General features: G+C 66.9%; 24 protein-coding genes. 4 read left to right on the top strand and 20 right to left on the bottom strand.

Annotation, left to right across the window (positions count from 1 at the left end):
- Positions 1 to 321: 321 nt before the first annotated feature.
- From NKG96_RS20435 to NKG96_RS20415, 5 genes are all read right to left on the bottom strand, one after another.
- Entirely contained in the window at positions 322 to 2,214 is a 1,893-nt protein-coding gene (locus NKG96_RS20435; RefSeq protein WP_254538910.1) for a DUF6541 family protein, read from the bottom strand.
- 112 nt (positions 2,215 to 2,326) lie between these two features.
- Positions 2,327 to 3,334 carry a glycosyltransferase family 2 protein gene (locus tag NKG96_RS20430; protein ID WP_254538909.1) on the bottom strand — a complete coding sequence of 336 codons (1,008 nt, stop codon included), beginning with the start codon at positions 3,332 to 3,334 and terminating at the stop codon, positions 2,327 to 2,329.
- 376 nt (positions 3,335 to 3,710) lie between these two features.
- A complete protein-coding gene (locus NKG96_RS20425; RefSeq protein ID WP_254538908.1) occupies positions 3,711 to 4,286 on the bottom strand; it encodes a metal-dependent hydrolase in 576 nt (191 codons plus the stop codon).
- 1 nt (position 4,287) lies between these two features.
- Complete coding sequence (locus NKG96_RS20420) at positions 4,288 to 5,328, bottom strand: DUF1616 domain-containing protein (protein ID WP_254538907.1); 1,041 nt, start codon at positions 5,326 to 5,328, stop codon at positions 4,288 to 4,290.
- A gap of 117 nt (positions 5,329 to 5,445) precedes the next feature.
- Positions 5,446 to 5,721, bottom strand: a complete 276-nt coding sequence (locus NKG96_RS20415) for a PadR family transcriptional regulator (protein ID WP_254538930.1) — start codon at positions 5,719 to 5,721, stop codon at positions 5,446 to 5,448.
- 320 nt (positions 5,722 to 6,041) lie between these two features.
- Between NKG96_RS20415 and NKG96_RS20410 the strand changes: the two genes are divergently transcribed.
- Positions 6,042 to 6,575 carry a DUF7344 domain-containing protein gene (locus tag NKG96_RS20410; protein WP_254538906.1) on the top strand — a complete coding sequence of 178 codons (534 nt, stop codon included), beginning with the start codon at positions 6,042 to 6,044 and terminating at the stop codon, positions 6,573 to 6,575.
- 143 nt (positions 6,576 to 6,718) lie between these two features.
- On the opposite strand, the gene NKG96_RS20405 is transcribed toward NKG96_RS20410, so the two are convergent.
- From NKG96_RS20405 to NKG96_RS20390, 4 genes are all read right to left on the bottom strand, one after another.
- Entirely contained in the window at positions 6,719 to 6,940 is a 222-nt protein-coding gene (locus NKG96_RS20405; protein WP_254538905.1) for a DUF7511 domain-containing protein, read from the bottom strand.
- A gap of 124 nt (positions 6,941 to 7,064) precedes the next feature.
- Positions 7,065 to 7,388: a HalOD1 output domain-containing protein gene (locus NKG96_RS20400; protein WP_254538904.1), complete on the bottom strand. Its 324-nt coding sequence runs from the start codon at positions 7,386 to 7,388 to the stop codon at positions 7,065 to 7,067.
- A gap of 139 nt (positions 7,389 to 7,527) precedes the next feature.
- Positions 7,528 to 7,725, bottom strand: a complete 198-nt coding sequence (locus NKG96_RS20395; RefSeq protein WP_254538903.1) for a hypothetical protein — start codon at positions 7,723 to 7,725, stop codon at positions 7,528 to 7,530.
- Positions 7,726 to 8,203: 478 nt separating this feature from the next.
- Complete coding sequence (locus NKG96_RS20390) at positions 8,204 to 8,602, bottom strand: hypothetical protein (protein ID WP_254538902.1); 399 nt, start codon at positions 8,600 to 8,602, stop codon at positions 8,204 to 8,206.
- A 230-nt stretch (positions 8,603 to 8,832) separates the two neighbouring features.
- On the opposite strand from NKG96_RS20390, the gene NKG96_RS20385 reads away from it, so the two are divergent.
- Entirely contained in the window at positions 8,833 to 9,801 is a 969-nt protein-coding gene (locus NKG96_RS20385) for an AAA family ATPase (protein ID WP_254538901.1), read from the top strand.
- Between the two features lie 151 nt (positions 9,802 to 9,952).
- Positions 9,953 to 10,507, top strand: coding sequence for a rhomboid family intramembrane serine protease (locus NKG96_RS21135; protein WP_368409340.1), 555 nt, complete (start codon positions 9,953 to 9,955; stop codon positions 10,505 to 10,507).
- A gap of 184 nt (positions 10,508 to 10,691) precedes the next feature.
- Here the strand turns inward: NKG96_RS21135 and NKG96_RS20380 are convergent, their stop codons facing one another.
- Genes NKG96_RS20380 through NKG96_RS20365 form a run of 4 tightly spaced genes read right to left on the bottom strand, consistent with a single transcriptional unit; the run spans position 10,692 to position 14,195 of the window.
- Positions 10,692 to 11,387: a DUF7519 family protein gene (locus NKG96_RS20380; protein WP_254538900.1), complete on the bottom strand. Its 696-nt coding sequence runs from the start codon at positions 11,385 to 11,387 to the stop codon at positions 10,692 to 10,694.
- Complete coding sequence (locus NKG96_RS20375) at positions 11,384 to 12,733, bottom strand: DUF58 domain-containing protein (RefSeq protein ID WP_254538899.1); 1,350 nt, start codon at positions 12,731 to 12,733, stop codon at positions 11,384 to 11,386. Before NKG96_RS20375 ends, NKG96_RS20380 begins: the two co-directional genes overlap by 4 nt.
- Positions 12,730 to 13,449 carry a DUF7269 family protein gene (locus NKG96_RS20370; RefSeq protein ID WP_254538898.1) on the bottom strand — a complete coding sequence of 240 codons (720 nt, stop codon included), beginning with the start codon at positions 13,447 to 13,449 and terminating at the stop codon, positions 12,730 to 12,732. Before NKG96_RS20370 ends, NKG96_RS20375 begins: the two co-directional genes overlap by 4 nt.
- A complete protein-coding gene (locus NKG96_RS20365) occupies positions 13,449 to 14,195 on the bottom strand; it encodes a DUF4129 domain-containing protein (protein WP_254538897.1) in 747 nt (248 codons plus the stop codon). Before NKG96_RS20365 ends, NKG96_RS20370 begins: the two co-directional genes overlap by 1 nt.
- Before the next feature lie 203 nt (positions 14,196 to 14,398).
- Here NKG96_RS20365 and NKG96_RS20360 point away from each other — a divergent pair, with 203 nt between their 5' ends.
- A complete protein-coding gene (locus NKG96_RS20360; RefSeq protein ID WP_254538896.1) occupies positions 14,399 to 15,523 on the top strand; it encodes a WD40/YVTN/BNR-like repeat-containing protein in 1,125 nt (374 codons plus the stop codon).
- On the opposite strand, the gene NKG96_RS20355 is transcribed toward NKG96_RS20360, so the two are convergent.
- The 7 genes from NKG96_RS20355 to NKG96_RS20325 form a co-directional block, all read right to left on the bottom strand.
- Positions 15,518 to 16,909: a sulfatase gene (locus tag NKG96_RS20355; protein WP_254538895.1), complete on the bottom strand. Its 1,392-nt coding sequence runs from the start codon at positions 16,907 to 16,909 to the stop codon at positions 15,518 to 15,520. The genes NKG96_RS20360 and NKG96_RS20355 overlap by 6 nt on opposite strands.
- A gap of 198 nt (positions 16,910 to 17,107) precedes the next feature.
- Positions 17,108 to 18,925, bottom strand: coding sequence for a glutamine--fructose-6-phosphate transaminase (isomerizing) (gene glmS / locus NKG96_RS20350; protein ID WP_254538894.1), 1,818 nt, complete (start codon positions 18,923 to 18,925; stop codon positions 17,108 to 17,110).
- Positions 18,926 to 19,370: 445 nt separating this feature from the next.
- Positions 19,371 to 19,562 carry a DUF7563 family protein gene (locus tag NKG96_RS20345; RefSeq protein ID WP_254538893.1) on the bottom strand — a complete coding sequence of 64 codons (192 nt, stop codon included), beginning with the start codon at positions 19,560 to 19,562 and terminating at the stop codon, positions 19,371 to 19,373.
- Positions 19,563 to 19,771: 209 nt separating this feature from the next.
- The gene (locus NKG96_RS20340; protein ID WP_254538892.1) at positions 19,772 to 20,359 is read right to left on the bottom strand and encodes a DUF7344 domain-containing protein; all 588 of its coding nucleotides are present in this window, start codon (positions 20,357 to 20,359) and stop codon (positions 19,772 to 19,774) included.
- 466 nt (positions 20,360 to 20,825) lie between these two features.
- Positions 20,826 to 22,025: a Cdc6/Cdc18 family protein gene (locus NKG96_RS20335; protein WP_254538891.1), complete on the bottom strand. Its 1,200-nt coding sequence runs from the start codon at positions 22,023 to 22,025 to the stop codon at positions 20,826 to 20,828.
- A gap of 1,466 nt (positions 22,026 to 23,491) precedes the next feature.
- Positions 23,492 to 24,049 carry a DUF7970 domain-containing protein gene (locus tag NKG96_RS20330; protein WP_254538890.1) on the bottom strand — a complete coding sequence of 186 codons (558 nt, stop codon included), beginning with the start codon at positions 24,047 to 24,049 and terminating at the stop codon, positions 23,492 to 23,494.
- Complete coding sequence (locus NKG96_RS20325) at positions 24,046 to 24,906, bottom strand: ParA family protein (protein ID WP_254538889.1); 861 nt, start codon at positions 24,904 to 24,906, stop codon at positions 24,046 to 24,048. The genes NKG96_RS20330 and NKG96_RS20325 overlap by 4 nt, the downstream gene beginning before the upstream one ends.
- Positions 24,907 to 25,034: the final 128 nt, after the last annotated feature.

The raw sequence follows: 25,034 nt of genomic DNA, 5'->3' as shown, positions 1-25,034 counted from the left end.
CCGGGCGGTCGACCGCTCCGACCCGTGGGCGGTGTGTGGAGTTTCGGCCGAGTATCAGCGATGGAGGAAACCGCCGGACGTCCGTGGCGTTCGCTCGTCGATAAGGGATACATTTACAGCGTACTTCGCTTCCCAGATGCCATCCTGTGGAGCCCCCGGTTCGGGTGCCGGACCGTGTGCCTCGCAGTTTGTAGCATCGTCTTAACTGTATTAAGTTTTTTGTGTGTTTCAGAGAATCCACACCCGCCCGATGACCCGCCAAACGTTCACGTAAAGGTAACATTACACCCAGGCATACCGGTTTCGGCGGCTCTCACGGCGCTACCGAACTCGGGACGGAGTCCCCGTCGAGAGCGCGAACGGACGCCCGTCGCGTGCCTGTGACCGGGACGACTCGTCGGGGGGCGGCGTCGTCACCGCGGAGTCGACGTAGTAGACCGTGAGGTCCCCGTTGGCCTGAACCCGGTCGACGCCGAACTCGGTCCCGATGTTCGCGAACATCCGTCGGGTGTACTCGTGGCCCTTGTGCGAGACGACCTCGACGCCGTAGTTGTGCCGGGTGACCGTGTAGTAGTACGGGTCGTCGCCCGTGTACTCCGTCAGGTTGTTGGCCCGCAGGTACGCCGGCGGCACGGTGTCGTACGAGCGGATGTCGGTCCGGAGGCCGTCAGCGAACCGTTCGGGCGAGGGTTCGAGGCCGGTGTAGCGGACGTCGTCGAGGTCCCCGCTCTCGAAGGAGAGTTCGTGGCCGCTCATCGACGCCTCGGTGACGTGGTGCGTCGGCTTGTAGATGTACGGCGACGGGAACATGACCAGCACCGACAACACCAGCGCCGCCGCCAACGCGACGACGGCGATGGGCCTGACCCACCTGGCCACGTCGGTGGCGACGGCCCATCGCTGGAGCGCGTGGAGCGCCAGCGCGCCGAGTATCGTCATCAGCATCATCCCGAACCCGACGTGCCGGAAGAAGTACCCCGAGACGTCGCCGAGGAAGTGCAGGAGGAAGAACGGCGTGAGCGCCAGCCCCCCGTAGGTGACGTAGGCGACCGCCGCGTTTCGGTCCGGCCGGTCGTCGGTGAGCCGCCCCGCGAGCGCGACCAGCACGAGCCCCGCCGAGAGCAACACGTACGCGGCGTGGACGAAAAACAGCTTGCCGAACAGTTCGACGATGCTCACGCCGAGGCCGTCGGCGGACTCCTCGCGCGCCTTCACGACGGCGCCGGCGCCCGCGCCGCCGTCGAGGAACAACTGGAACTGCTCGACGAGGCGGAACAGCATGTTGAACACGATCTCGTAGCGCAGCGTCCAGACGAGGAAGAACGCCCCGAGGAACAGCGTGGGTGCGAGCAGCGAGCGGTTCTCGGAGAGCGGGTCGCCGCCCGGCAGCCAGCGATAGAGCCACTGGGCAGCCACGATGGCCCCGAGCAACACCAGCATGTTCACCGCGACCTGCGGGTGGACGAGGTTGACGGTGACGCCCACGACGACGAGCACCAGCCCGGTCGAAGAGAGGACGTCGCCGAGTCTCGACTGGCGCGGGCGGTCGGCGAGGTACTTGAACACGAGAAACAGCAAGAGCGGGAACAGGAACGTCGCCAGCGTGTAGGGGTGGTAGTCGAGGAACGTCGAGACGTTCGTGATGGGCAGGAGGAACAGCCCCGAGAACGTGGCGATGACCGTCGCCGCCCCGTCGCCGACCAGCGTCCGCACCGTGAGCGGGACGAACACGAGGTACGCGAGGACGAAGAGGGCGACGACGAACATCATCGCCCGTCCGATGTACACCCCGGTGACGGCGCTCACGAGCGACGTGGCGATGTGACTCCCCGGGTAGAGAATCCCCAGCGTGCTCATCTCGCCGAACGCGATGCCCTTCGCCCACCCCATGTGGGTCAGCGCGTCTGCCAGCCCGTAGGCGTGGTAGTTACGGATGATGGGGAGGCCGACGACGGTCATCATCGCGGCGACGGCCAGGACCGCCGCGAGCGGCATCGCGTAGCCCTCCCGACCGGACGAGCCGACGAGGATTGAGACCAGGAGTGCGACCGACAGCGCCGCCCAGACGGGCGCGGGCGTCGCCCCGTAGATGGACAGTTCGTACTGGCCGGCTGGCGACGACCACGCCAGCAAGATGGCGACCGCGACGGCGAGGAAGCCGACGGTGAGCGCTCCCTTCGAGCGGCGGTGTCGCCCGCCCGGTCGCTCAGTCATCACGGAGGGGGCCGCCGGACCGACCCGTTTCGACGAGATACATCTTTGGAGTAGATTCGACGGCTCGGACGCTTTGTTACCGTGCTGTTACGCGGGGGAGGCGACTTCTCGGTTACGCTTCCGGGTCAGCGGCGAGGTGGGCGTTCAGGCGCACGTCGACCGCGAGTGCGAGCACCAGCGAGAGCGCACCGAACAGGAAGACGACCACGGAGAGCATCCCCTCCGCCAGCGTCCCCTCCGCCAGCGTCAACAGCGTGAACGCGCCGGTGACGAGGCCCGCGAGTACCGCGAGGACGCCGAGGGCGTAGCAGAGGGCGACCGGGTGGAAGTTCTCGCCGAAGTACTTCGACTTCATGCGGTGGACGAAGTTCCCGAGCAGGAGCATCGACACCCGCGGGATGAACGTGTTGTACTTGATGGTGCTCGTCTCGTCGCCGTACACCGCGGGGTGCGGGACGTCCGCCACGCGCATATCGTGGAGGTTGAGCTTCGCGAGGATGTCGTTCTCGAAGCCGTAGTCCTCGTAGAGGTCGTCGATGTCGAGTTCCTCGAGCGCCTCGCGCGAGATGGCCGCGTAGCCGTTCTGCGAGTCGCTCACCTCCCAGTAGCCCGACGAGAGCTTCGTCAGGAACGAGAGCACCATGTTGCCGAACAGGCGGAAGCGCGACATCCCGTCCCACGCGCCGTTCGCGAGGCGGTTGCCCTTCGCGTAGTCGGCCCGGCGCTCGACGACGGGGTCGAGGATGCGGTCGAGGACCGCGGGGTCCATCTGGCCGTCGCCGTCCATCACGGCGACGATGTCCATCCCGTCGGCGAGCGCCCGCTTGTAGCCGCGCTTGACGCTCGCGCCCCGGCCCTGATTGACCTCGTTGCGCATGGCGACGACGCGGGGTGCGTCGTGGCCGCCGTCGGCGACGGCCGCCTGCGGTTCGGTCTGCTCGCGGCGGCGGTTGACCGACGCGGCGGCCGCCTGAATCTCCGCCCACGTGTCGTCCGTCGACCGGTCGTCGATGGCGTAGACGCGGTCGACGTAGTCGGGGACCGTGTCGATGACGCGACCGATGAGCCCCGCCTCGTTGTACGCGGGGATGACGACTGCGATGGTGTGGTTGCGGTACACTGCTACCACCGCCCCGCTGTCGGGGATACCCGATACCCGGACCGCGACGGCGCACCGGACGGGAGCACCGACCGGGATTCGACACCCAGACGACCGACAGCGACCGCTTCGCGCGCGTTCGCGGCGCGCCCCGCATGGCTCCTTCTCGATGCCCTCGTGGGGTGGGTGTGTTGGTCGTGCTCCATATCTCACTCGTTGCCCGGCGGGTGCCGGACACAGTCAGCTATGTCGAATATCCGCTCTTTCGTGCTTTGTTATGCGCGACTTGCACGAGAGTTGCCAAAACGCTACCAGAGGTAATGGTTCGATAAACTCCGTCAGACACGGGTATCGTTCGGAGAACATCACGTGAAACGACCAGTTATCGTGCGAGATGTTACCGCTCACCGGCCTTCGAGCCGGTCTCCCACGGTCGCGGGAGGCCGGGTGCCCCGTCGAGCGCCCACAGCGAGAACGCGGTCAGGAGCAACAGCAACTCGAACCCGATGTAGGTGGCCCCCTGCGGGCTGGTGGCGAACGACTCGGTCCGCGAGAGGAACCGGAGGACCTGCGCGAGGAAGTCGACCTGCCCCTCGCCGGCCCCCTGGGAGATGGGCCAGAAGAACACCTTCCACCGGAACGGCTGGCCGTAGAACATCGGGTAGAAGGCGTCGCCCGGGATGTGCGAGAAGTACCCGACGCTGAAGGCGGCGGCGGCGCGGACGTAGCCCGCCCGGTAGGCGAGAGCGACCAGCACCGTACACAGCGGGACGGCGACGAGCACCGAGTGTCCGGCCGCGATGCCGCTGTCGAAGACGCCGAACACCCACGCTAGCGGCTTGTCGACGAGGTCAGGGAACTGCGTCCCGAACGCGACGGCGAACGCCGCCAGCAGGTCGGGTCGCTCGCCGCGGAGCCGCCACAGCAGCGAGACGAGCACGTAGCCGACCGCGAGATGCTCCCACGGCCACATCTCAGCGAGACCTCGCCGGACCGGCCAACGAGCTCTCCTCCCCGCCGCTGCCGACGTTCGTCCAGAAGTAGACGTACTCGTCGGCGTTGAACCGGGTCGGCGTCGACGGCGGGTCACCCTTGTAGAACAGGTAGACGACCTGCAGTCGGTCGCCGTTGAGCGGCGGCTGGATACGGTGTTCCTGCGTCCACGAGCGGTCGTCGCCGATCGACTCGTTGAACCGGTCGAGTTCGGCGAGTTCGACCACGCGGCCGTCCTCGCTGATGCGCTGCATCTGGACGACGACCGTGTAGTTGACGCGCTCGTCCTCGTGGTTGACGACCTGGAACGCCATGTTGCGCGGCTCACCCGATTGCCACTCCGTCGGGTAGTCGGCGGCGACGAACTCGCCCGAGTCGTTGATGGTCCCGATGCCGTAGTTCGTAAAGGAGGTGCCGTCCTGCGGGGCCGCGATGGCCAGCGCCCCGGCCCCCATCGCGGCGAGGATGGCGAGTGCGAGGACGACCGACAGCGCGGCGTCGAGCGCCGACCCGCCGGACCCCCCCAGCGTGCTCTCCCACGTCCCGAACGGGAGGGTGTAGCGCTCCTCGGGGTCGAGCCGCCAGCGGCGCACCGCCGCGACGACTGCGAACAGCGCGGTGACGACGGTGAGCGCGACGACGGACCCGCGAGCGGAGACGGGGCCGGGCGTGGCCGCGACGAGGAGACCGACTATCGGCAGGAGGGCGAAGCTCAGCCCGAATCCGAGCGCCGCCCGCTCGACGTGGTCGATACCCTGGGTGGGCTGTTGGACCCGGTCGAGGAGCGACGGGCCCTGTGAGCCCCGGTGGGTGGGGGCGACTCGCGGGAACGCCGCCGCGGCGAGACTGTATCCCGGCAGGAAGAACAGCACCGGGAGTGTGAGGAGGACGCGGAGCGGGCTGGCGGGGCCGCCCAGGGCGTCTATCAACAGGAGAGCGTCGACGCCCCCGATGTACGCGAGGACGAAGACGAGGTCGACGGGGACCGCGGACCCGCGCGGTGCCGACCGACCGCTTCTCATTGGTACCTCCGACCGTGGAGGGACACCGGTTCGGCGTTCTGCATGCTCTGGTCGGGAGGAGGTACGTCTAGCGCATTGTTATAGGGCGACTATCCGTCGGCGCCGTGTGACACCGTCTCAGAGATCGATGTACTGTTCCTCCCAGTCCCGACGCTCCCGGAGCGCCTCGAGGCCCTGGTCGGAGACGGTGTAGTAGTTCGTCCGGCGGTCGATCTGTCCCTTCTCGACGAGGTCGCGATTGACGAGCACGTCGAGGTTCGGGTAGAGCCGACCGTGCGTGATCTCCCGCCCGGTGTGCGCCTCGAGTTCCTCTTTGACCGACTGTCCCGACGCGCGATCCAATCCTGCGATGACGTACAGGAGGTCGCGCTGGAACCCCGTCAAGTCGAATATCTGCATGACAGGTGGAATCATCGGATAACGGATTTTGTTAGTCGCTGTGTAAATAGTCACTATCTTGACTACCACTTCGAGCAGTCGGTACGCTCGACCGACAGGCGCGGGCCAGCCGGGTGCCGTGAGCACGCCACATACACGCCAAAAGACTGCTTAGAGCCGGATAGTGACTCGGTAACAAAGGGACCGTACACCGAGGATACGTTCATGTTGATGCCGATACTGTCTCCTGTAGGTGGAGATGGGGGTGACGCCGAGGTGGGCGGACCGGTAGCGAGTAGACACGACCGAAGACTGTCATGTCTCAGGAGCCAGTAATGGAGAGCCCGTCCGACGAGCTGGAGCTCGACGACGCGTTCAACATCCTCAGCAACTCACGTCGTCGGTACATCCTCTACTACCTCTACACGCACGACGAGCCGGCGACCATCGACGAACTCGCCGGACAGATCGCCGCCTGGGAGAACGAGATACCCATCGACGAACTCGACGACACGGCGCGGCGTCGCGTCTACGTCTCGCTCTACCAGACCCACCTGCCGAAACTCGACGACTTCGGCATCGCGGACTACGACCGCGACGAGGGGGTCGTAGAGCTGACCGACCGGGCCGACGAGATCGTCCGCTACCTCCCTGTCGGGGAGCGCGAGCAGCGTGACTTCACGTGGTATTACGTCGCGCTAGCGGGCGGCGCGGTGGTGTTGATGCTCGGTATCCTCGTCGACGTCATCCCCGCGGGGGCGGCGGCCATCGCCGTCGCGCTCGGACTGCTCGCCGTCGTCGTCTACCAGTTTCTCGTCTCGAACGACGACGGACAGGCCGACTTCCTCCAGCTCGAAGACCTGGAGTGAGGCGAACCCGGGAGTGAGGCGGGACGTAGACCGCGACTGACCGTCAGTCGCCACTGTCGTTCTTTCGAGGGACGCGCGCCGAGAGCGGCCGCTCGGCGGTCGGTGCGCGAAGAAGTGAGAGGGTCGTGCTGCGGTGGGTGTCCTCAGCGGACGGCAGTGATGTCGACGACGGACTCCTCGGAGGCCGATATCCACTGCGTGATGATCTCCTCGTCCGACGCTCCCTCCGGATAGAACGTGTAGAGGTCCGGTGCGTCGTCGTACGGCTCGACGGTGTACTCGAGCCCGAAGCGCGGCCACGCGAACAGCGAGCCGTCCTCGGTGCTCGCGGAGCGGCGCGGCGAGGCGTTGGCGTTCTTTCTCATTGAATGGCCCCCGGCACGCCTCTCGCTACGGCGGAGAATGCTATAGTTATGCAGACGCAAGATTCGAAACAGGACGTTTAGCGCTTCTTTTCCCCCGAATTCGGGAGATTTCTCGGGCGCGGAGCTAGTTCTTCGACGACGGCGAGGTGGACTCCGGGAGGTGACGCTCGACCGCCCCGTCGGGGTCGAATCCCTCCTCGGGGATCTCCTCGACGGAGACCCGACCCTGGCTGTCGGCGAACACCTCGTAACCGCAGTACTCGAAGACGACGTGACCCGGGACGGTGTCGACGCCGTCGAACAGCGAGTCGAGCGCGTCCGGGTCGACGGCGTCGTTCAGCGGGTGCTCGAGCTGGAGCGGGTCGACCTCCTCGAGAGCGGCGATGCGCTCGATAATCGCCGTGCTGAGTGGGTACCCACGATCCCCTCCCGAACCGCTGCTGGTCATCTGGAGAATGCTTGGAAAGTCGACTGATAAATCTAACGGTGTCGGGAACCGAATTGTGCGGAGACGTCGTGAGTCTCCCGTCTTCGGGCGGCGAGCGGTGGCAACGACGACTCCCGGAGAGCGACGGAGGGAGCGACCCTCACCTGACGTCCTCGATGGTGACGAACGAGTTTCGCCCGGCGGCGACCCAGCGAGTGCTCGTCGCGTTCGGGTCGAAGACGACCAGTTCGTCGGGAGCGACCGAGGGGAGCGTCGACTCCCGCGGGTTGAACGTCCAGTCGAGTTCGTACGTCGGCCACTCGTCCGGGTCGACGTCCGTCGAGCGTGTCGAGTGCATGGTCCCGTGGTCTGGGTCTGGGAGCCCCGTTGGGTTCAGAGGTCGTACGTCGCTATCGAACCGCTCCCGCACCGTGGACACTCCTCGTCGGCGTCAGCCACGTGAGCGCTGCAACGTCGGCACTCACAGAAGGGGCCGGTCCCGGTGTCGCGATAGCGCCTGACGAGCGACGCGAGGAGACTCATGGCTTCCACACGGGATTGTTCGTTTAACTATCTACCGGAAGCGGTCGCACTCACGGATTCGGCCTCAGTAAAAAGGTGCGTGGGCACGGCGGGGGTGGGATATGGCTGGCAGTGACGATGGCACGTGGGGCCCCCGGACTCCGTAGCCCATGCGGTCCAACACCCCTCGGGGGAGGGGCGCAGTAGACACTGCGACGGCTATCCGCTTAGTTATCGGCATCGTAAGAGGTTCCCTCCCAGCGGTACGGTCGTGTTAACCGTTCGCGTGAAAGATGCCGACGTCGGACCGCGGCTCAGTTGACGGTGCGCCAACTCTTGGTCGCGGCGACGATCAGCAGGAGCGCAAAGAAGGCGACGACGAGCCACACGCCGAAGCCGGCGAAGAACTCACCGACCGCCTCCAACAGGGGCGCACCCGCGGCCTGACCGAGCGCGAACAGCAGAACGACGACCCCGAGCACGAGCACACCGGCGCGGACAGTGGTCTCCGCGAACCAACTGCCCACCTCCTCGGTGGTGCTCTGCTGGGGCTGTCGCGCCTGCTGGTTCTGCGCGTTCGGCTGGTTCTGCTGGGGCGTTCCCTGTGCCTGCTGGCCGCCCTGAGCGGTGCCTTGCTGGGTGCCCTGCTGGCTCCCCTGCGCGGTGCTCTGGGCTGCAGCCTGCGAGTTGTGACCCTGTGGGTTCTGACTCATGTTGGGTTCACGCTCCGAGGCTCCGTACAGCGCCACCCGGATTAGTTATACGTCGTCTTACCGAGGACTCGATGAGCGCGAAATGATCCGTTCTCGGGTCTCTCGACCCCCGTACCGGCAGCTTCGCTCCGGGACCCGGCTATCGATGGTCGCGACGGTCGCGGGAGCCGGGGAGTAGTTACGACCCTTATGTGGGCGATAACAAAGCCCGGTCGTGGACGATAGCCCGTATGGAGATACAGGACGTGCACTCGCGGAGCAACGCGATACTCGACGAGGTCGGACGGGCCGTCATCGCCGACCGAAAGGTCATGCGGACGGTGCTAACGGGCTTTCTCGCCGGCGGGCACGTCCTGCTGGAGGACGTGCCGGGGACCGGGAAGACGCTGACCGCACGGTCGTTCGCCACCGCCCTCGGCCTCTCCTTTTCGCGCATCCAGTTCACGCCCGACCTCCTCCCCTCCGACGTGACGGGTACCCACATCTTCAACGAGAAGACCCGCGAGTTCGAGTTCCAGCCCGGTCCCATCTTCGCGAACATCGTCCTCGCCGACGAGATCAACCGCGCCTCGCCGAAGACGCAGTCCGCCCTCCTCGAAGCCATGGAGGAGGGACAGGTCACCGTCGACGGCGAGACGCACATGCTCCCCCAGCCGTTCTTCGTCATCGCGACGCAGAACCCCGTCGAACAGGAGGGGACCTTCCCGCTGCCCGAGGCCCAGAAGGACCGCTTCATCATCAAGACCAGCATCGGCTACCCCGACGAGGAGGGCGAACTGGAGATCATCAACCGGCGCGCCGAGCGCACCACCGCGACGCCCTCCGCCGGGCGGGTCTGTGACGACGGCGAACCCGCCGACCTCCGCGAGACGGTCGAACGGGTCCACGTCGACCCGGACGTCCGACGCTACATCACCCGCGTCTGCCGGGCCACCCGCGAGAACTCCCGCGTGAAGACTGGCGTCTCCCCGCGTGCGACTCAGCGCCTCTTCGAGGTGTCGCGGGCGCTCGCGGCCATCAACGGCCGGATGTACGTCACCCCCGACGAGGTCAAGACCATCGCGCCGCCTGTCCTCGCCCACCGTATCGTCCTCACCGCGGACGCCCGCGTCGGCAACGTCGACAAGCGCACCGTCGTCCGGGACATCCTCGACGACATCGAGGTGCCGACGGTGCAGTACACCCAGCAGCAGCAGTAAGTCGGCTGAAAGGCGCTCGCTCTGTTTCGTGTCTCGTCGAAATATACAATCCCACTCGACACATCCATATATTCTCATTGATATAAGCTGATTATTGAATACGAGCAGTTTCAGTAGAATCCCGGTGGCAACGGTTCTAATCGTGGTGGGGATGACCGCTGTTCACCTCGCCAAGCTTGACCCGTACCACGTCAGCTACCTGTGGTATGGGCCGTGGCTCCACTCCGGAGTTGACCACTACCGAGGAAACGTCGTTGTCCTCGTTATTCTGGGGTGGGTGACCGAGCGGCGGATTGGGACCGTTGGATACGCAGGGTTTGCCGTAGGGGCGCTATATCTGTCAATAATTATTCCCGTACTGCTGCGCTATGCTCACCCACTCGGAGCGAGCGGTCTTACGAAGGCCTTGACCGGATACTTGGCGTTGGTTTTGCTGAAAGACACGCAATCGTTTCTCCGGTCGGGTAAAGCTGATTTCGAAGACACTGCCAAACTCGTAGGCGGACTGTTGTTGTCGGTCGTTGTCTTCTCAAGTACTGCACAGACGGTGGGTCGTGCCCTTGGCATTCTCACTGCCCCACCAGGTCAATCGATTAGCGCTCACGCCGTTGGTCTCCTGCTTGGATGGGCATGGTTCGCTTGCCTCCAGTTTGGCTATCGAACCCGACTGCTAATCAAAACGGTCGCAGTCAGAATTCGCCACTGATGTTCTGCCTCAGCGTAGGGTCATAGATGGAGCACTCGCACATCGGCTCAACCCCAGTACGTCTACAGCACTGGCGGTGCAGAAAGGTCGGAGCGAAAGCGACCACGGCGCTTGGCTAGTAAACGCTGGCGGCACGTCAGTCGGGAGGTGGGGGAAGAGCGCGAGAAGGGGGAGGAGGGCGACGCTACTTGTACAGCGCCATCATCAGCACGACGGCCGCCGCGAGCAGTAAGAGAAGGGTCTCGATTGGGAGTCCAGTCACGTTCGCGCCGTAGAGCGTCATCGCCGTCCCGATACTCAACCCGCCGAAGACGACGGTTCCGCCGGTGTGGCTCAGTTCGACGGGCCAGGTGCGGGCGCTGCGACCCAGTTGCTCGCCGAGGTTGATGGCCTGTTCGCCGGCGTCCCACGCGACCACTGCGGCCGCGAGACTCGCTAGCAGGGGGAGGGGTTCGAGGCCCGTCCCGTGGAGCATCCCGCTGAGGACGGCCCCCACGACGAGGAAGACGAGGCCGGCCGAGACGAGGCGACGGGCCACGCGCTTGTGGAGGGGGACGACGCCGAGGGCGACCAGCGGGATGCCGAGCAGGCCGACCAGTTCGGCGCGTTCGGTGATGCGGGTGGATCCAGTCATGACGAACCCGACGCCGATGGCCGACAGCGACACGCCGAGGCCGACCAGCGCGATGGGGAGGCCGAAGAACCAGAACCCTCGGCGGTGGAGCGCCGCGCCGAGGGCGAGGACGACGCATCCCCCGAGGGCGGTGCCGACGGCCATCAGCTGACCGGGTGCGTTGGCGACGAACCCGACGCTCGCGGCGGCGGCGAGGACCGCCACCGTCGAACTGATGCGGGTCGGGCGGTAGACGACGCGCGTCATCCGGCCACCTCCTGTGCGTGGACGATGGAGGTTCCGAGTGGCTGGTCCGGCGTCCAGTTCACGACGGGTATCTCCGCCTCGCGCAGCGAGTGGATGCGGTTGTCACGCTCGACGCGGGCGAGGCGTGCACCCGGCGTCGCGTCGCTCGTCACGTCCGGGCTGACGACGGTGACGGGGTGGCTGGTCGCCTCCAGCGAGAGCGCCAGCGACGTGACGAACTCGTCGGCCAGCGGCGAGAGCAGGATGACCTGGGTATCGTTGGCCAGTCGTTTGCGGAGTTCGGTCGCCTGCTGTTCGGCGTCCGCCACCTCGTCGTCCTCCGGCGGGATGGTCGAGAGCGTCGGGTGGGCCGCGAGCAACTCGCGGGCGGTGAGTTCGTGTTCGACGCCCGTCCCGGAGGAGAGCCAGCAGAACTCCCGACCGATGGCCGCGAGGCCGACGTAGTCGCGGGTGTCGCCGAGCGCGGTCAGCAGTTGCTCGGCCCCGGCGAGGTTGTACGCCAGCCCGTGGGGTTCGCCCTCGGCGCTGGCGCGGTAGGCGCTCGGGCGGGCGTCGATGAGCAACACGACCGAGGCGGCGCGCTCCTCGCGGAACTCGATGGTCGTGAGCTGTCCCGTCCGGGCGAAGCGCTTCCAGTCGACCCGGCTCATCGGGTCGCCCTGCTGGTACTCGCGGGTGCGGTGGAACTCGATGCCGCTCCCCCCGTCGTCGGTGACGAGGCGACCGAAGTGGTACTGCGTCCGTTTGCGGAGGGGGACCTCGGGCACCGCGTCCGTACACGTCAACACCGTCTTCTCGGCGGAGTCGACCGCCGCGGACAGTTCCCGGCCGCCGCTGACGTCGCGGACGATGACCGTCGCGGGGACGAACTGGTGGCGCCCGTACTCCGCGCCGACGGTGTAGCTGAACTCGCTCGACCGACCCGGCCAGAGGAACGTCCCGTGGCGCGGCGACCCGTCCCGGACGGCGAGTATCGGCGGCACGCCGTCGACGACGCGCACGTCCGAGAGCGGCCATCGACCGGTGTTGGTGACGCGGACGGTCACCTCCACCTCGTCGCCCCGGCCCGGCGTGTCGTCGCTCAGTTCGCGCTCGATACGGACGGTGGGGTTCGGCGTCCCCGTCAGCCGGGGGTAGGCCGCGAACGTCGCGCCGACGATGCCCATCAGGAGGACGAGCGGGCGGGCGGCGAGGACGCCCATCGACCCCGCCAGCAGGGCGACGGCGACGATACCGCGCCAGCGCCCGGTCCGGCGGACCTCGCTCTCGACGACCCGGTCGTCGTCCTCGGTCCCGCCGGCGGTGCTCGCGTGTTCGAAGCTGGTGGTGGTAGTAGTCTCGCTCATCGTTCGTCGCCTCCGTCAGTCGCGGCGGGTCGTCCGCCAGGCGGGGTCGTGGCCGTCGATGACGACGCCGAGGCGTCGGTCGGCCGGTCACCCGCGCCCGTCCGCACGGACCGGTCGTGTCGCTCGTCGGCGAGACGGACGATCTCGTCGGCCGTCTCGCTGGCGGCGAACTGCAGCCACGTCTGGCCGCGAATCGCGGCCTTGACGCGGGCCTTCGTCGGGATGCTTCCGCCGGCGAGGAACGCACTCGGGACGCGGCGGTCGGTCCACGCGCCGCGCTCGACGAGGTCGTCCGCCCGCTCGCGCGAGAGGTTGCGCTTTCGCATCAGCGTGCGAGTCGCCTGCTCGCGGAGTCGCTCGCGGATGCGGTCGGCCTCGTCGCCGGACAGCATGGCGCGGACGCCGACCCCGTTCTCGACGAGGTCGTCGAACTCCGCGCCGAGGAGGGGCACCCGCTCGACGTACTCCGGTTCGGGCGGACGCTCCTGTTCGACGCTCCCCACGGCGCGGGCGACGAGCATGACGAGGAGGGCGACCAGCGCGAGGCCGCCGAAGACGGCTACCAGCAGGTAGTCGCTCCCGGCGACGTCGACGAGTGCCTCGACCGGAAGGGCCGCCCGGAGCGACGGGACGAGGAGGACCGCCAGCGCGCCGCCGAAGACGACGATGCCGAGCAGGACCGCGAAGTACCAGAGCGCCCGCTTGAGGACGCCCATCAGCTACTCCCCCCGAGGCTCCCGCCACCGCCGAGGCCCATCCGGCGGAGGCCCTCGCGGGCCTGTCGGGCGTCCTCGTCGGTGACCTCCCCGCCGCCGTAGCGAACCTTCTCGAAGGCGGTGCGGAGGCGCTGGACGCCGTCGGGGTCGAGGCCCGCGGCGACGGCCTGATTCGCGCACTCGGCGGGCGTCATCTGCCGGGGGCGCTGGACGCCGGCGCGGTCGAGCATCGAGAGCCACGCCCGTTCGATGTCGTTTCGCGGGTGGGGCGTCCACGTGACGTCGTCGTCGGTCGACTCGGTGCCGTCCTGTGGCACCAGCGCGAGCAGGAGCGCGAGGAGCCGTCGACCGTACCGGCGCGCGAGCGCCGCGAGGACCAGCAGGGCGAGCAGCGCCAGGAGGAACGGCAGGAGCTGCATCAGCAGGTCCAGCAGGCGGTCGAGGAGCGAGCGCTCCTCGCCGGGCCCGTCGTCGCTCGGCCCCCCACCGCCGGCCTGTACCTCGGTGGGTTTCTGTTCGGGCATGGTGCGCGGGTCGCCCGTCGGGTTGGGGTTCTCCTTGTTCTGTTCGACCTCGTCTTTCGCGTCCCTGACGGCGTCCTGGCCGAGCGGGATGTTCTCGTAGTCGAGGTCGATGACCTCGTCGGGGTTCGACGACAGCGACGACTCGAGGGTCGTCGCAGAGACGCCCATCGCGACGATGACGGCGAGGATGACGCCGAGCGAGACGACTCGTTCGACGTTCATCCGACCACCGAACGGTTCTCGCTCCAGTAAGTCACTCCAGCTGGCATCACAGGTTACTGCTCACACGTGCGCTGTACGCGGGCATAGTTAATCGGCAGCTACATCTACAGCACGTCAGTTCATGCCCTTTCCGCCTGTCGGTTTTCCGGCGCGCACGCCGGAAGTAGCTTTTTGTATTCACTGCCGAACCGTCTGATAACTCGATGCGACTCCACGGACTCTACGACGGGAGGCTGTACGGGTCGGACTACCAGACCCTCTACGCGGAGACGCGCCCCGGCCGGTTCGCGGCGACGGGCCGTCTCACCAACCCCATGTGCGGGCGTGACTACCTCCGGAGCCAGGCGCTGACCGCCCGGTTCCCGAAGCGACTCGTCGAGTACACCGTCGGGGCGTTCCCGACGACGAACGTCTGGGCGCTCCCCGGCGACGCCGTGCTGGCGACGCTCGACCGCTGGCTGCTCCTCTCGCGCGACGGCGGGGCGTCCTGGCGGCCCGTCCGTGAACTCCCCCGGTCGTCGGGCCCGATGGGCGTCCTCCCGACCGCCCTCTGTCGGGACGGCGACCGCCTCCTGCTCGGGGAGTACCCGCTGGGCGACGAGGTGCCGAACGTCCTCGAATCGACCGACGGCGGGCGGTCGTGGTCGACGCTCCTCGCCCTCCCCGAGGTGCGCCACGTCCACGCGATACAGGCCGACCCCTACTCCGGAGACGTCTGGGTGACGACCGGCGACGCCGACGAGGAGTGTCGCATCGCCCGCCTGCGCGAGGGGAGCGGGGAGGTCGAACTCGACGTCGTCGGCACCGGCAGTCAGCGCTGGCGGGCGGTCGAACTCGCCTTCACCCCCGAGGCGGTGCTGTGGGGGATGGACTGCACCTACGCCGAGGACAACCACCTCCTTCGGGTCGCACGCGACGAACTGGACGACGACCCGGACCCCGAGGTGGTCGGGACCGCCTCCGGGTCGGTGTTCTACAGTGCGACATGGGGCCACGACGGGACGCAGTGGATCGCCTTCTCGACGGCGCTGGAGACGGGCCTCGACAGCACCTCGCCGACCGACCGGCGGGTCAATCGAACCACGAGCGCCGACGTCCTCGTCTCCTCCTCCGACGTGGACTTCGAGCGCTGGGAGACCCTCGCGAGTTACGGGAAGCGCCGTGCGCTGGCCGACTACACCGGCGGGCGGCTTCCCACCGCCAGCACCTACGTCTTCCTCGCGGCCAGCGACGACCGGGGCCTGTTCGTCAACCCGTACAACACCGACCGCCACGACGGGAAGGTGAGACAGTACCGCCCCGAGGTGCTCGCGGGGCTGGCCCTATAGGTAGCCGAGGTCCCGCAACTGCGCCTGCACGTCGCCGTCGAGTTCCCCGTCGGCGTCGTCCGCGACACCCGCCGACTCGTTCAGGGTCTCGATGCGTTCGTCGAGTCGGCGGCGTGCCTCCGCCAGCATCGCCTCGTCGGCCTCGACCAGTCGCTCGCCGTTGGGTTTGCGGTTCGCGGGGTCCGCATCTCCACGACGCTCGAAGACGAACTCCTCGCCCTCCTCGCTGCGAGCGTACTTGAACTCGGAATCCGAGAGCACGCGCCAGTGGGTGACGGGCTTCGAGGCCCGGCCCGTGTGGGGGACGTGGTCCTCGGTGAGCGCCACGTCGTCGTCTGCCCACGCCTCGCTCGATTCGGCCTCGCCCAGCAGGAGTTCGTGGAGGTCGGTGAGGTCGACGGGCGCTTCGACGCGTTCGCCCTCGTTCTGGCCGGGCCACTTCACGAGGAGTGGGACGTTGACGTTGATGTCGCGGACGTAGTGGGGCGGGGTCCCGTCGCGGTCGTACTCGCCGAGCGTCTTGCCGTGGTCGGCACAGACGACGACGAGGGTGTCGTCCAGTCGGCCCTGCTCGTCGAGCATCGTGAGCAGTCCGTTGACCTTCGCGTCCTGATAGCGCAGCGCCGCGTCGTAGAACTCCAGGACGCGCTCGCGTTCGTCGTCCCCGAGGTCGCGCGTGCCGAGCACGTACGCGAGCAGCCTCGTGTTCAGCAGGCGCGGTTCGAGTTCGTTCGGTGCCTTCAGCCCGAGTTTGCGGAAGGCGTCCTTCGGCGGGAAGTACGGACTGTGTGCCTCCATGAGGTTCATGAAGGTGAACGTCGGGTCGTCGCTCCCGCTCGTGTAGTCGAACCAGCGCTTCGCGCGGTCGGTCAGGCTGGACGTGAAGAAAGGCCGCTTGAGCGCGAACAGGGGCTGGCGGGAGGCGTGGCCGAGCCACGTGTTCCCGCGCGAGTAGAGCCGCTCGCGACGCGTGTGGAGGTCGGCGTCCCCCTCGACGCCGATTTCGAGGTTCCACTCGACGTACTCGTCGAACCCGCGGTCGAGCCCCGAGAGCTTCCCTACCCACGGGTTGTTCGAGAACCCGGCGGTGCGGTACCCCCGCTCTGCGAGCCGTTCGGTGACGGTCGTGAACTCCTCGGCGAGGCGCAGGTCCCGGTCGGTGAACCCGTTGGTGACGCCGTGCTCGGAGGGGAACAGTCCCGTGAACATCGAGCAGTGCGAGGGGAGTGTCCACGGCGCGGGCGTGAAGGCGTTCTCGAAGACCGAGGCGCGCTTCGCCAGTGCGTCGAGCGTCGGCGTCGTCTTGCGGTGGTGCCCGTACGTCGAGACCCGGTCCCGCCGCATGGAATCCAGGACGAGAAACAGGACGTCCGGCTGGTCGGCCATATCTCCGACTCCGGCCCTTCGAGGCTTTGTTATGGGGGAGTTTGTGCGGCGCGACGGGCGAGATTCCGCCGCTCCGAGCCGCGAGCGCGCCGAGAAGCATCAACGAGGCGACTGCTGTTTCGGACCGACGGCGGACGGTGCCGCCGACGGTCGACCACCGGACTCACCGGAAATCAGGTGTCCTCGGGACCGAGCGGACTACTCGACGGTGACGCTCTTCGCGAGGTTGCGCGGCTTGTCGATCTCGCGACCCAGCCCGTAGGCGGTGTGGTACGAGACGAGCTGGAGCTGGACGTTCGCCAGTAGGCCCGCGAGGTCGGGGTGGGTGTCGGGTACCCGGAGGACGTCGTCGGCCATCTCGCCGACGTCCATCCCCTCGGGCGCGACGGCGATGACGCGCGCACCCCGAGTCCGGGCCTCCTCGGCGTTCTTGCGCGTCTCCTCGCCGCGGTCCCCGGTGAGCAGGGCGAAGATAGTCGCGTCGGGGGTGACGAGGGCGAGGGGACCGTGTTTCAGTTCGCCGGAGGCGAACCCCTCGGCGTGCTCGTACGTGATCTCCTTGAACTTCAGCGCCCCCTCCAGCGCGACCGGGTACTCGAAGTCCCGCCCGATGAAGAAGTACGCGTCCCGCCCCATGTTGCTCTCGCTCACGTCGCTCGCGCGCGTGCGCCCGAGGAGGTCCTCGATACGGTCGGGGAGCGCCTCGAGTTCGGCCAGGAACTCGGCGGCATCCTCGCGGACGGTCCCCCGCTCCAGGTCCGCGGCGAGCCGGTGGGTCAGGAGCGTGAGCGCGGCGACCTGCGAGGTGAACGTCTTGGTGGCCGCGACGCCGATTTCGGGACCGGCGCGGATGTAGAGCGTGTCGTCGGCCTCCCGCGAGACGGTCGACCCGACGACGTTCGTCAGCGCGACCGTCGACGCGCCGGCCTCCTCGGCGCGACGCAGCGCGCTCAGCGTGTCCGCGGTCTCGCCGCTCTGGGTGACGGCGACGACCAGCGTCCGTTCGTCGACGGGCTGGAGGTCGTGGTACTCGCTCGCGCGGAAGGTGCTCGCGGGGATGCCCGCCCGAACCAGTTGGCGGGCACCGCACTTCGCGGCGTGGAAAGAGGTCCCGCAGGCGACGAGGTGGACCTGCTCGATGCCCTCGAAGGTGCCCTCGGGGAACTCCTCCAGCGTGACGTCCCCGTCCTCGATTCGGCCGGAGAGCGTCCCGCGCAGGGCCTCGGGCTGGGTGTGTATCTCCTTGAGCATGTAGTGCTCGTACTGGCCCTTGCCCGTCTCCTCGGCGTTCCACTCGACGGTCTCGATCGGTCGCTGGACGGGGCCGTCCGCGTCGTGGACGTCGATGCCGTCGGTCGTGACGCGGGCGACGTCGCCGTCCTCGAGGTACATCACCCGGTCGGTGAACTCGAGGAAGGCGGGCACGTCGCTGGCGAGGTAGTAGCGCGTCTCGGGGCCGCTGTCGTCGACGCCGACGACGAGCGGGGAGTCCTGTCGGGCCGCGTAGACGGTGTCCGTCCCGTCGACCATGAGCGCGACCGCGTAGCTCCCGTCCAGGTCGTCGATGGCGCGTTCGAACGCCGTCTCGACGTCGTCGCCCTGGTCCATGTAGTGGTCGATGAGGTGGGGGATTACCTCGGTGTCCGTCTCGCTCGTGAAGACGTACCCCTCCTCCATGAGCCGGGAGCGGACGACCTCGTAGTTCTCGATGATGCCGTTGTGGACGACGGCCACCCCCTCGCTCTGGCTCGTGTGCGGGTGGGCGTTCTCGTCGGTCGGCGGACCGTGCGTCGACCACCGGGTGTGGCCGATACCGACGCTGCCGTCGGGGACGTCCGCGGCGATGGCCCCCTTGAGCTCGCTGATCTTACCCGCTTTCTTCCTGACGGCGATGCCGTGGCCGTTCTGGACGGCGATGCCGGCCGAGTCGTACCCTCGGTACTCGAGGTTCTCGAGCCCCGTCAGCAGCTCACCGACCGCGTCGTCCGATCCGATGCACGCGATAATTCCACACATTGTTGATTAGTGACGAGGTCATCGTCGTGGCGTCCCTCGGTGGCCGCACAGGCCACTCGACCTCTTGGCTCGACGTACTCGTGAACGACACATTATTATACGCAGAGTAACACCGGTCGTGGACGGTTCAAGCGGGGATGGGGGTGTTGCCCCCCACCCGGCCGCAGTCTGGCGATTTTTCCACGCCTAATCGGACGTTGAACCGTTTACCGGGACGGGTCGACCGGTCGACGGGGCGACGGCACCGGCGTCCGGGCGAGGGAAAACTACGCGAGGACGGGGCGATGGCCCCACCTCGACCGGGGGGCAGTCCGACGCGGGGCGTCGGTGGTGCGGACCCTGGTTCGCGACAGTCCCTCACCACTCGTGGGGCGAAGAAAAGCCGTCCGGCCAACCACCGGACGGTGCATGACAGGTACAGTGTCGTGTGCGTTCTGCTGTGCGGCTACGGCGCCGACTCCGACGGGCGGAGCTGGTGGCCCTCCCGCAGGTCGCGGGCGGTCCGGCAGCTGAGACAGCCGTAGACCTCGTCCGCGTTGTTCCCGAACACCCTGCTAAACTGCTGGGTGACGAAATCGCCGCAGTTCTGGCAGCGGCGATGCGTGTCAGACGACCGAGCTGTGTTGCCCAAGTTCATGTGTCGGCACCAGCTCACACATTCACGTAATCCGACTTTGCTACTGACACGCTAACGAGCCAGTAGTCGACAGCTACCGGCCGCTCGGGGCCGGCTGCCGGTCGAAGCGGGGAGTGAGGGTCGAGTCGTGGTGGACGCAGGAGGAGAGCGCGAGCGCTGTCGCTCGGTCATGTGATACCGCTCGGACGTCGAGTCCGCGAAGAAGGCGGTTATCGGAGCACCGAGATGAGCGTCACGACGGCGAACAGTGTGGTGAGGACGACGGGTAGCCACAGCCCGGCTGCCGGGAGCGTGCTGGTCGCCGCACCGACCGTCAGCACGGCGGCGATCACCGTCGCCGCGCCCGCGGGTCCCGCGGCGTCGACGAGTTCCCGGACCGTCCGGTCTGCCGATTCCTCCGTCTCGGGCACGTCGCCCGCCTCGACGGCGAGGTACGGCGTCAGCTGCGCCGAGAGCGGGGTCTGTGCGACGGTCCCCCGGTTCTTGTCGTAGTCGACGACGCCCGCCTCGTCGAGTTTCGGGAGGTGGCACTGGTAGAGGCCGACGTAGACCCGCTTGCGCTGGGCGGAGGTCAACTGGACGACCTCGACGTCGTTCTCGAGGGCCGCGATGTGCTCCGCCATGTCGCGCATGTCGACGACCCCGTCCTCGTGTCCACGCAGGAACTGGAGCGCGCGTCGACGACGCTCGTTCTGGAGGAGGTGGAAGAGTTCGTCTTTCGGGAGCGTCCGTGGCTCGGCCGCCGCGTCGGGTGCGTCGGGATCGACCTCGGCGTCCTCGGTCTGTTCCGCGTCCATCGTAGCAGCCATTGCACACATAGTCAAATCCCCATGACCTTCACTCTATCCGATACTAGCATCGGTAATCAACAGGGAACCCAAACAGTTTGGTCTTCAGATGATTCTCGCGAGTGCGGATAGAGAGCGTTCGGTGCGGACGACACCCCCACGCGGGCCACGCCCGCCGTCTCAGCCACCCTGCTCGGTGTCTTCCCGTGGTGTTTGACCACCGGTACTTGAATCCCCCCGATAATGTGTTCTAGTTAGGATATATTCTTACGTCGATATTACGACACACCGCGTTTCCGGTGGAATCGCCACGACCCGTCTTGCGCCGGCCCGTCAGAATCCGTCTGGACCCATCTGGACCCGTCGGCCCGCCGGAACTCGTCGGCACCCGTCGGGGGCAGTCAGGGCAGTCGACGGGTCGTCGGAGTCGGGACTCCACCGAGGTGTGTCCGTGGCGCGTGCCGGCGACCGGCGGTCAGTCGAGCGTGTCCTGCAGGACGCTCTGGACGACGACGGGGTCCTCGAGCAGTCGGTGTTCCGTGTAGCTCCCCTCGGCGCTGCCTCCGCTGTGCCGCGACTGTTCGATGACGTCGAGGAAGGCGTGCTCCTTCAGCAGGTCGCGGACCCGACGAAGCGAGAGGGACTCCGACCCCTCCTGTCTGCAGACCTGCTCGTACAGTTCGTAGATGCGCGTGGTGCGGAACGCCTCGTCGTCGCCCTCGTTGAGCGAGAGCACCGTGAGCGCCTGCAGGATGTACCGCGAGTGGGGCGTCGACCCGCGGATGAGTTCGCGGAAGCGGTCGGTCTCGGCCCGTTCGCGCGCCTGGACGACGAACTCCTCGCGGACCACGTCCGCGCCCGTCGACTGGGCGATCTCGCCCGCGTACCGGAGGATGTCGATGGCCTTCCGCGCGTCACCGTGTTCCCGCGCGGCGAGCGCTGCCGCCCGCGGGATGACCGAGTCGTCGAGGACGCCCTCGCGGAACGCGTCGCTCCGGGCGGCCATGATGTCGCCCAGTTGCTCGGCGTCGTACGGCGGGAAGACGAACTCGCGTTCGCAGAGACTCGACTTGACGCGCTCGTCCATCCGGTCTTTGTACTTGATCTTGTTGCTGATGCCGATGACGCCGATCTTGCAGTCGGTGAGTTTGCCCGCCTCCCCCGCCCGCGAGAGCTGCATGAGGATGTCGTCGCCGTCGAGTTTGTCGATCTCGTCGAGGATGACCAGCACGACGTCGTAGCAGGTGTCGAGGATGGTCCAGAGACGCTTGTAGTACGTCGCCGTCGAGATGCCCTTGTCGGGAACGTTGATTCCCGTCGTTTCGTGGTCGTTGAGTGCGCTCGCGATGGTCTGGACCGCCTGCGTCTCCGTGGAGTCCTGCGCGCAGTCGACGTAGGCGAACGCCGCGGTCACCCCCTCCTCCTCGGCGGTGCTGATGAGCCGCCCGGAGACGTACTTCGCACAGAGCGACTTCCCCGTACCCGTCTTCCCGTAGATGAGGACGTTGCTCGGACTCTGGCCGAAGATGGCGGGGTTGACCGCGTTGGCCAGCTGTCCGATCTCCGCGTCGCGGCCGACGATGCGGCCCTCCTCGGGGAGGTGACTGATCTCGAGGAGTTCCTTGTTGACGAAGATGGGGTCCTCCCGGATGAAGAGGTCGTCGGCGTCTGACATGGAGTTGGACACCACGTTTCCGGTGAAACGGCTTGACTGTTTCCCTGAACAGCTTGGTGGAAGTGATAATTTGCTACTCGGCGGTATTTGGCATAGAATATCGGACGAATAGGAATATTTGGACTTTGTTTCACCGGTAGCCACAGACCGCACACACACACCACGTTTCCGGTGAAACGGGGTGTGAGGGTGGGGGGTGGGGGTGAGGAAACGGGGGTCTGGTTTCACCGGAAACGCGGTGTGTCCCGACCTCGAAGTCGGCTGCGGGCCGCCGGACCGCTAGCTCCCACGATTCGTCGGTGCTCGAAACCATCACGTACACGGGTCGAGATGGCCATCGGCCGCGATTGTCGACTGAGGCAAAGCAGGACGACCACGGACGTCGAACGAACGCTGAGCCACCACCGAGGACGAGAGCACGAGGCGACATCCGGAATCCGCGAGGAGAGGTTCGAGTCGAGAACGGCAGCGACAAGAGCGATAGATATCGCTCTTTAGTACTATCTTCGATTGTCTCAATGGACTTTTGGATACGGTAGCACATAAGTATACGTCAGACAGCAATAGTTGCAACCTAGCCGATAGTCGACTAGTTGCCGATGTGGCAACTGATCTCTCTCGCTGTGATTCTCCTCCCTCGATAGATGTGGTCAGGGGAGTCGGCGAGGGGAAGCAGCCCCGAGATGCGCGTTTTCGGCCGTTTCGGCTTCGGGAGAGCCACCGTGGCACCCTGTACTCCCGGTTCGTGGTCACGACTCTCCGCCCTCGTTCCCGCAGGCCCCCCCCACCCCTCCGAACCCCGTTTCACCGGAAACGTGGTGTGTGTGTCTCGCCACTCCCACCTTTCGACAACCCCTGTTTCAGCTGGAACGGCGATAACGGCATCCGGAACGGACACACCGATGACTTCCGGACGACCCGTTTCGGGCGAGGATGGACGCCGCTCGCCGGTTTCACCGGAAACGTGGTGTGCCATTACAGTCCCACGTCTAAAGGTCAGGTCCATCCCATTCGATACCTCCTCGGGCGTGGGTCCGCCGTTCACCGGAAACGTGGTGTCCGGCCGTCGCTCTTCTGTCACTCGTCATCCGGTCACTCGCCGTTCGATTTCACCGGAAACGCGGTGTGTCGTCCCTCGCCGCCGCCAGCGCGCGGTCCAGTCGTTCTCGCCCGTCGCGGCTTCGGGGCGCCACCGGCTGGTCGTCGCGACACCGTACCGCTGTGTTTCACCGGAAACACGGTGTGTCTCGCGTCGGATCGGGAGGCGAGACGCGCCGTCCTCACTGTCCGGCGGCTGATTCGGGTGACAGACTCTCCGAACGGCCCGTTTCACCGGAAACGCGGTGTGCCGGGAGTCACTCGGGGTGTGTCAGGGGTGCGCTGGGGGGTGCCGTGACGTTGTACCGTGACGTTGTACCGTGACGGGTGAGTGGTCCGTCACCCGCGCTCGTACGACCCTCGCGGGGTCAATCGAGGTAGTCGTAGCCCCACGACCGGAGTTGTTGGGCGACCTCGTCAGAGTGGCGCATCGCGACGAGGTAGGCGGCCTCCCGCAGGTCGAGGGTGTAGACGTCGGTGTCGAGGAGGTCCTCGACTTCGTTCTTGAACCGACGCTCCGCGGCGTCGGTCTCGTCGCGCAGGAAGAACTGCGTCACGTTCGGTCGGTCGTCCTTGACCGACCCGCGGCGGAGGACCCACGGGATGTCGACGTCGCGCGGGCCGTCCCCGTCCTCCGAGTCCACCGCATCCGTGTTCTCCGGGTCCGCCGCGTCCGCGTCTTCCGGGTCCTCCGTGTTCGTCCTCACCGGACCGTCGGCGTCCACGGTCCCGCCGCCGTCGGACGGTCGCTCGCCGTGGTCGATCCCTCCACTCTCGCTGGCGTCCGCGCGGACCGCTCCATCACCGTGGGCGTCCGCGTGGTCGCCGGCCCCTGCGCTCTCGTCGACGTCCTCGCTGTCGTCTCTCGCCGTCTCCTCTCGGTCGACGTCCTCGGCGAAGGGGTCGTCGCCCGCGCCGCTTTTCATGCGCGGACCTCCATGTCGACCTGCGCGTGAAGGTGGGCGGCCAGGTCGTCGAACTGGTCGAGGGTCTCGACCTCGTAGTCGCGTCGCCGGTCGCGGTGTTCCTCGACGAAGGTGAACGCGGAACAGCGCTTCCGCCAGCACCCCTCGAACATCGAGGTGCGGTCGCCGATGACGACCGGCACGTCGAAGCCGAGCGCCTCCAGTCGCTCGCGGTACGCCTGCTGGTCGGTCGTGTGTTTCACCTCGTTCGGGACGGCGGCGAGGACGCCGATGTTGATGCCGAGTTCGCCCTCGAGCCCCGCGACGAGGTCGCGCAGGCCCTCGACGCTCTGTTCGCCCTTGCCGGAGAGTTCGATGGGGATGACGAGGTTTCGCGTGGCGTAGAGTGCATTGTAGAGGTGCGGTCCCGCCGTCGCGGGCGGGTCGATGACCAGTACGTCGTACTCGTTCGGCACGCTGGCCTCCTGGAGCACCCGGAACAACTGTTCGTGCTGGGGGAACTCGTAGTCCGCGTCGGGGCTGGTGTCCTCCTCCAGTTCGGCGGTCTTCATCAGGAGTTCGGTGAGCCGTTCGAGCATGTTGTGCGAGGGCACCACGTCGATGCCGTGTTCGGCCTCGTGGACCAGGTCCTCGAAGGGGCCCTGCGGTCGCCCGATGAGGTGGCGAACGAGGTTGTCGGCATCGCCCGCCGCGCGGTCGGTGTCCACGTCGAGTAGGTAGCTCAGGCTCCCGTCCTGTGGATCCATGTCGATGACGAGCACACGCTGGTTCGTGCGCGCGTGCGCGACCGCGAGGTTCGCAGCGAGGGTCGTCTTCCCGACCCCGCCGGCCTCGGAGTAGACCGTGTACGTGAGCATACTGGCCGGTCGGTCCCTCCCGACATAAATCTCAGTCAGACGTTGCAGTCCATCCATTCAGTGTAACTCAACAGTTGTACTGAACAGTAAAATCAGTCAGTAACACCAGTCAGTATAACTAGTCAGTG

Source organism: Halomarina litorea (assembly GCF_024227715.1).
Classification (GTDB): Archaea; Halobacteriota; Halobacteria; order Halobacteriales; family Haloarculaceae; genus Halomarina; species Halomarina litorea.
This window is presented reverse-complemented; position numbering and strand designations above follow the sequence as displayed.

Coding starts and splice junctions, on each gene's coding strand:
- NKG96_RS20435 (WP_254538910.1), bottom strand. CDS start 2,214: ATGACTGAGCGACCGGGCGGGCGACACCGCCGCTCGAAGGGAGCGCTC.
- NKG96_RS20425 (WP_254538908.1), bottom strand. CDS start 4,286: ATGTGGCCGTGGGAGCATCTCGCGGTCGGCTACGTGCTCGTCTCGCTG.
- NKG96_RS20420 (WP_254538907.1), bottom strand. CDS start 5,328: ATGAGAAGCGGTCGGTCGGCACCGCGCGGGTCCGCGGTCCCCGTCGAC.
- NKG96_RS20410 (WP_254538906.1), top strand. CDS start 6,042: ATGGAGAGCCCGTCCGACGAGCTGGAGCTCGACGACGCGTTCAACATC.
- NKG96_RS20405 (WP_254538905.1), bottom strand. CDS start 6,940: ATGAGAAAGAACGCCAACGCCTCGCCGCGCCGCTCCGCGAGCACCGAG.
- NKG96_RS20400 (WP_254538904.1), bottom strand. CDS start 7,388: ATGACCAGCAGCGGTTCGGGAGGGGATCGTGGGTACCCACTCAGCACG.
- NKG96_RS20395 (WP_254538903.1), bottom strand. CDS start 7,725: ATGCACTCGACACGCTCGACGGACGTCGACCCGGACGAGTGGCCGACG.
- NKG96_RS20390 (WP_254538902.1), bottom strand. CDS start 8,602: ATGAGTCAGAACCCACAGGGTCACAACTCGCAGGCTGCAGCCCAGAGC.
- NKG96_RS20385 (WP_254538901.1), top strand. CDS start 8,833: ATGGAGATACAGGACGTGCACTCGCGGAGCAACGCGATACTCGACGAG.
- NKG96_RS21135 (WP_368409340.1), top strand. CDS start 9,953: ATGACCGCTGTTCACCTCGCCAAGCTTGACCCGTACCACGTCAGCTAC.
- NKG96_RS20380 (WP_254538900.1), bottom strand. CDS start 11,387: ATGACGCGCGTCGTCTACCGCCCGACCCGCATCAGTTCGACGGTGGCG.
- NKG96_RS20375 (WP_254538899.1), bottom strand. CDS start 12,733: ATGAGCGAGACTACTACCACCACCAGCTTCGAACACGCGAGCACCGCC.
- NKG96_RS20370 (WP_254538898.1), bottom strand. CDS start 13,449: ATGGGCGTCCTCAAGCGGGCGCTCTGGTACTTCGCGGTCCTGCTCGGC.
- NKG96_RS20365 (WP_254538897.1), bottom strand. CDS start 14,195: ATGAACGTCGAACGAGTCGTCTCGCTCGGCGTCATCCTCGCCGTCATC.
- NKG96_RS20360 (WP_254538896.1), top strand. CDS start 14,399: ATGCGACTCCACGGACTCTACGACGGGAGGCTGTACGGGTCGGACTAC.
- NKG96_RS20355 (WP_254538895.1), bottom strand. CDS start 16,909: ATGGCCGACCAGCCGGACGTCCTGTTTCTCGTCCTGGATTCCATGCGG.
- glmS (WP_254538894.1), bottom strand. CDS start 18,925: ATGTGTGGAATTATCGCGTGCATCGGATCGGACGACGCGGTCGGTGAG.
- NKG96_RS20345 (WP_254538893.1), bottom strand. CDS start 19,562: ATGAACTTGGGCAACACAGCTCGGTCGTCTGACACGCATCGCCGCTGC.
- NKG96_RS20340 (WP_254538892.1), bottom strand. CDS start 20,359: ATGGACGCGGAACAGACCGAGGACGCCGAGGTCGATCCCGACGCACCC.
- NKG96_RS20335 (WP_254538891.1), bottom strand. CDS start 22,025: ATGTCAGACGCCGACGACCTCTTCATCCGGGAGGACCCCATCTTCGTC.
- NKG96_RS20330 (WP_254538890.1), bottom strand. CDS start 24,049: ATGAAAAGCGGCGCGGGCGACGACCCCTTCGCCGAGGACGTCGACCGA.
- NKG96_RS20325 (WP_254538889.1), bottom strand. CDS start 24,906: ATGCTCACGTACACGGTCTACTCCGAGGCCGGCGGGGTCGGGAAGACG.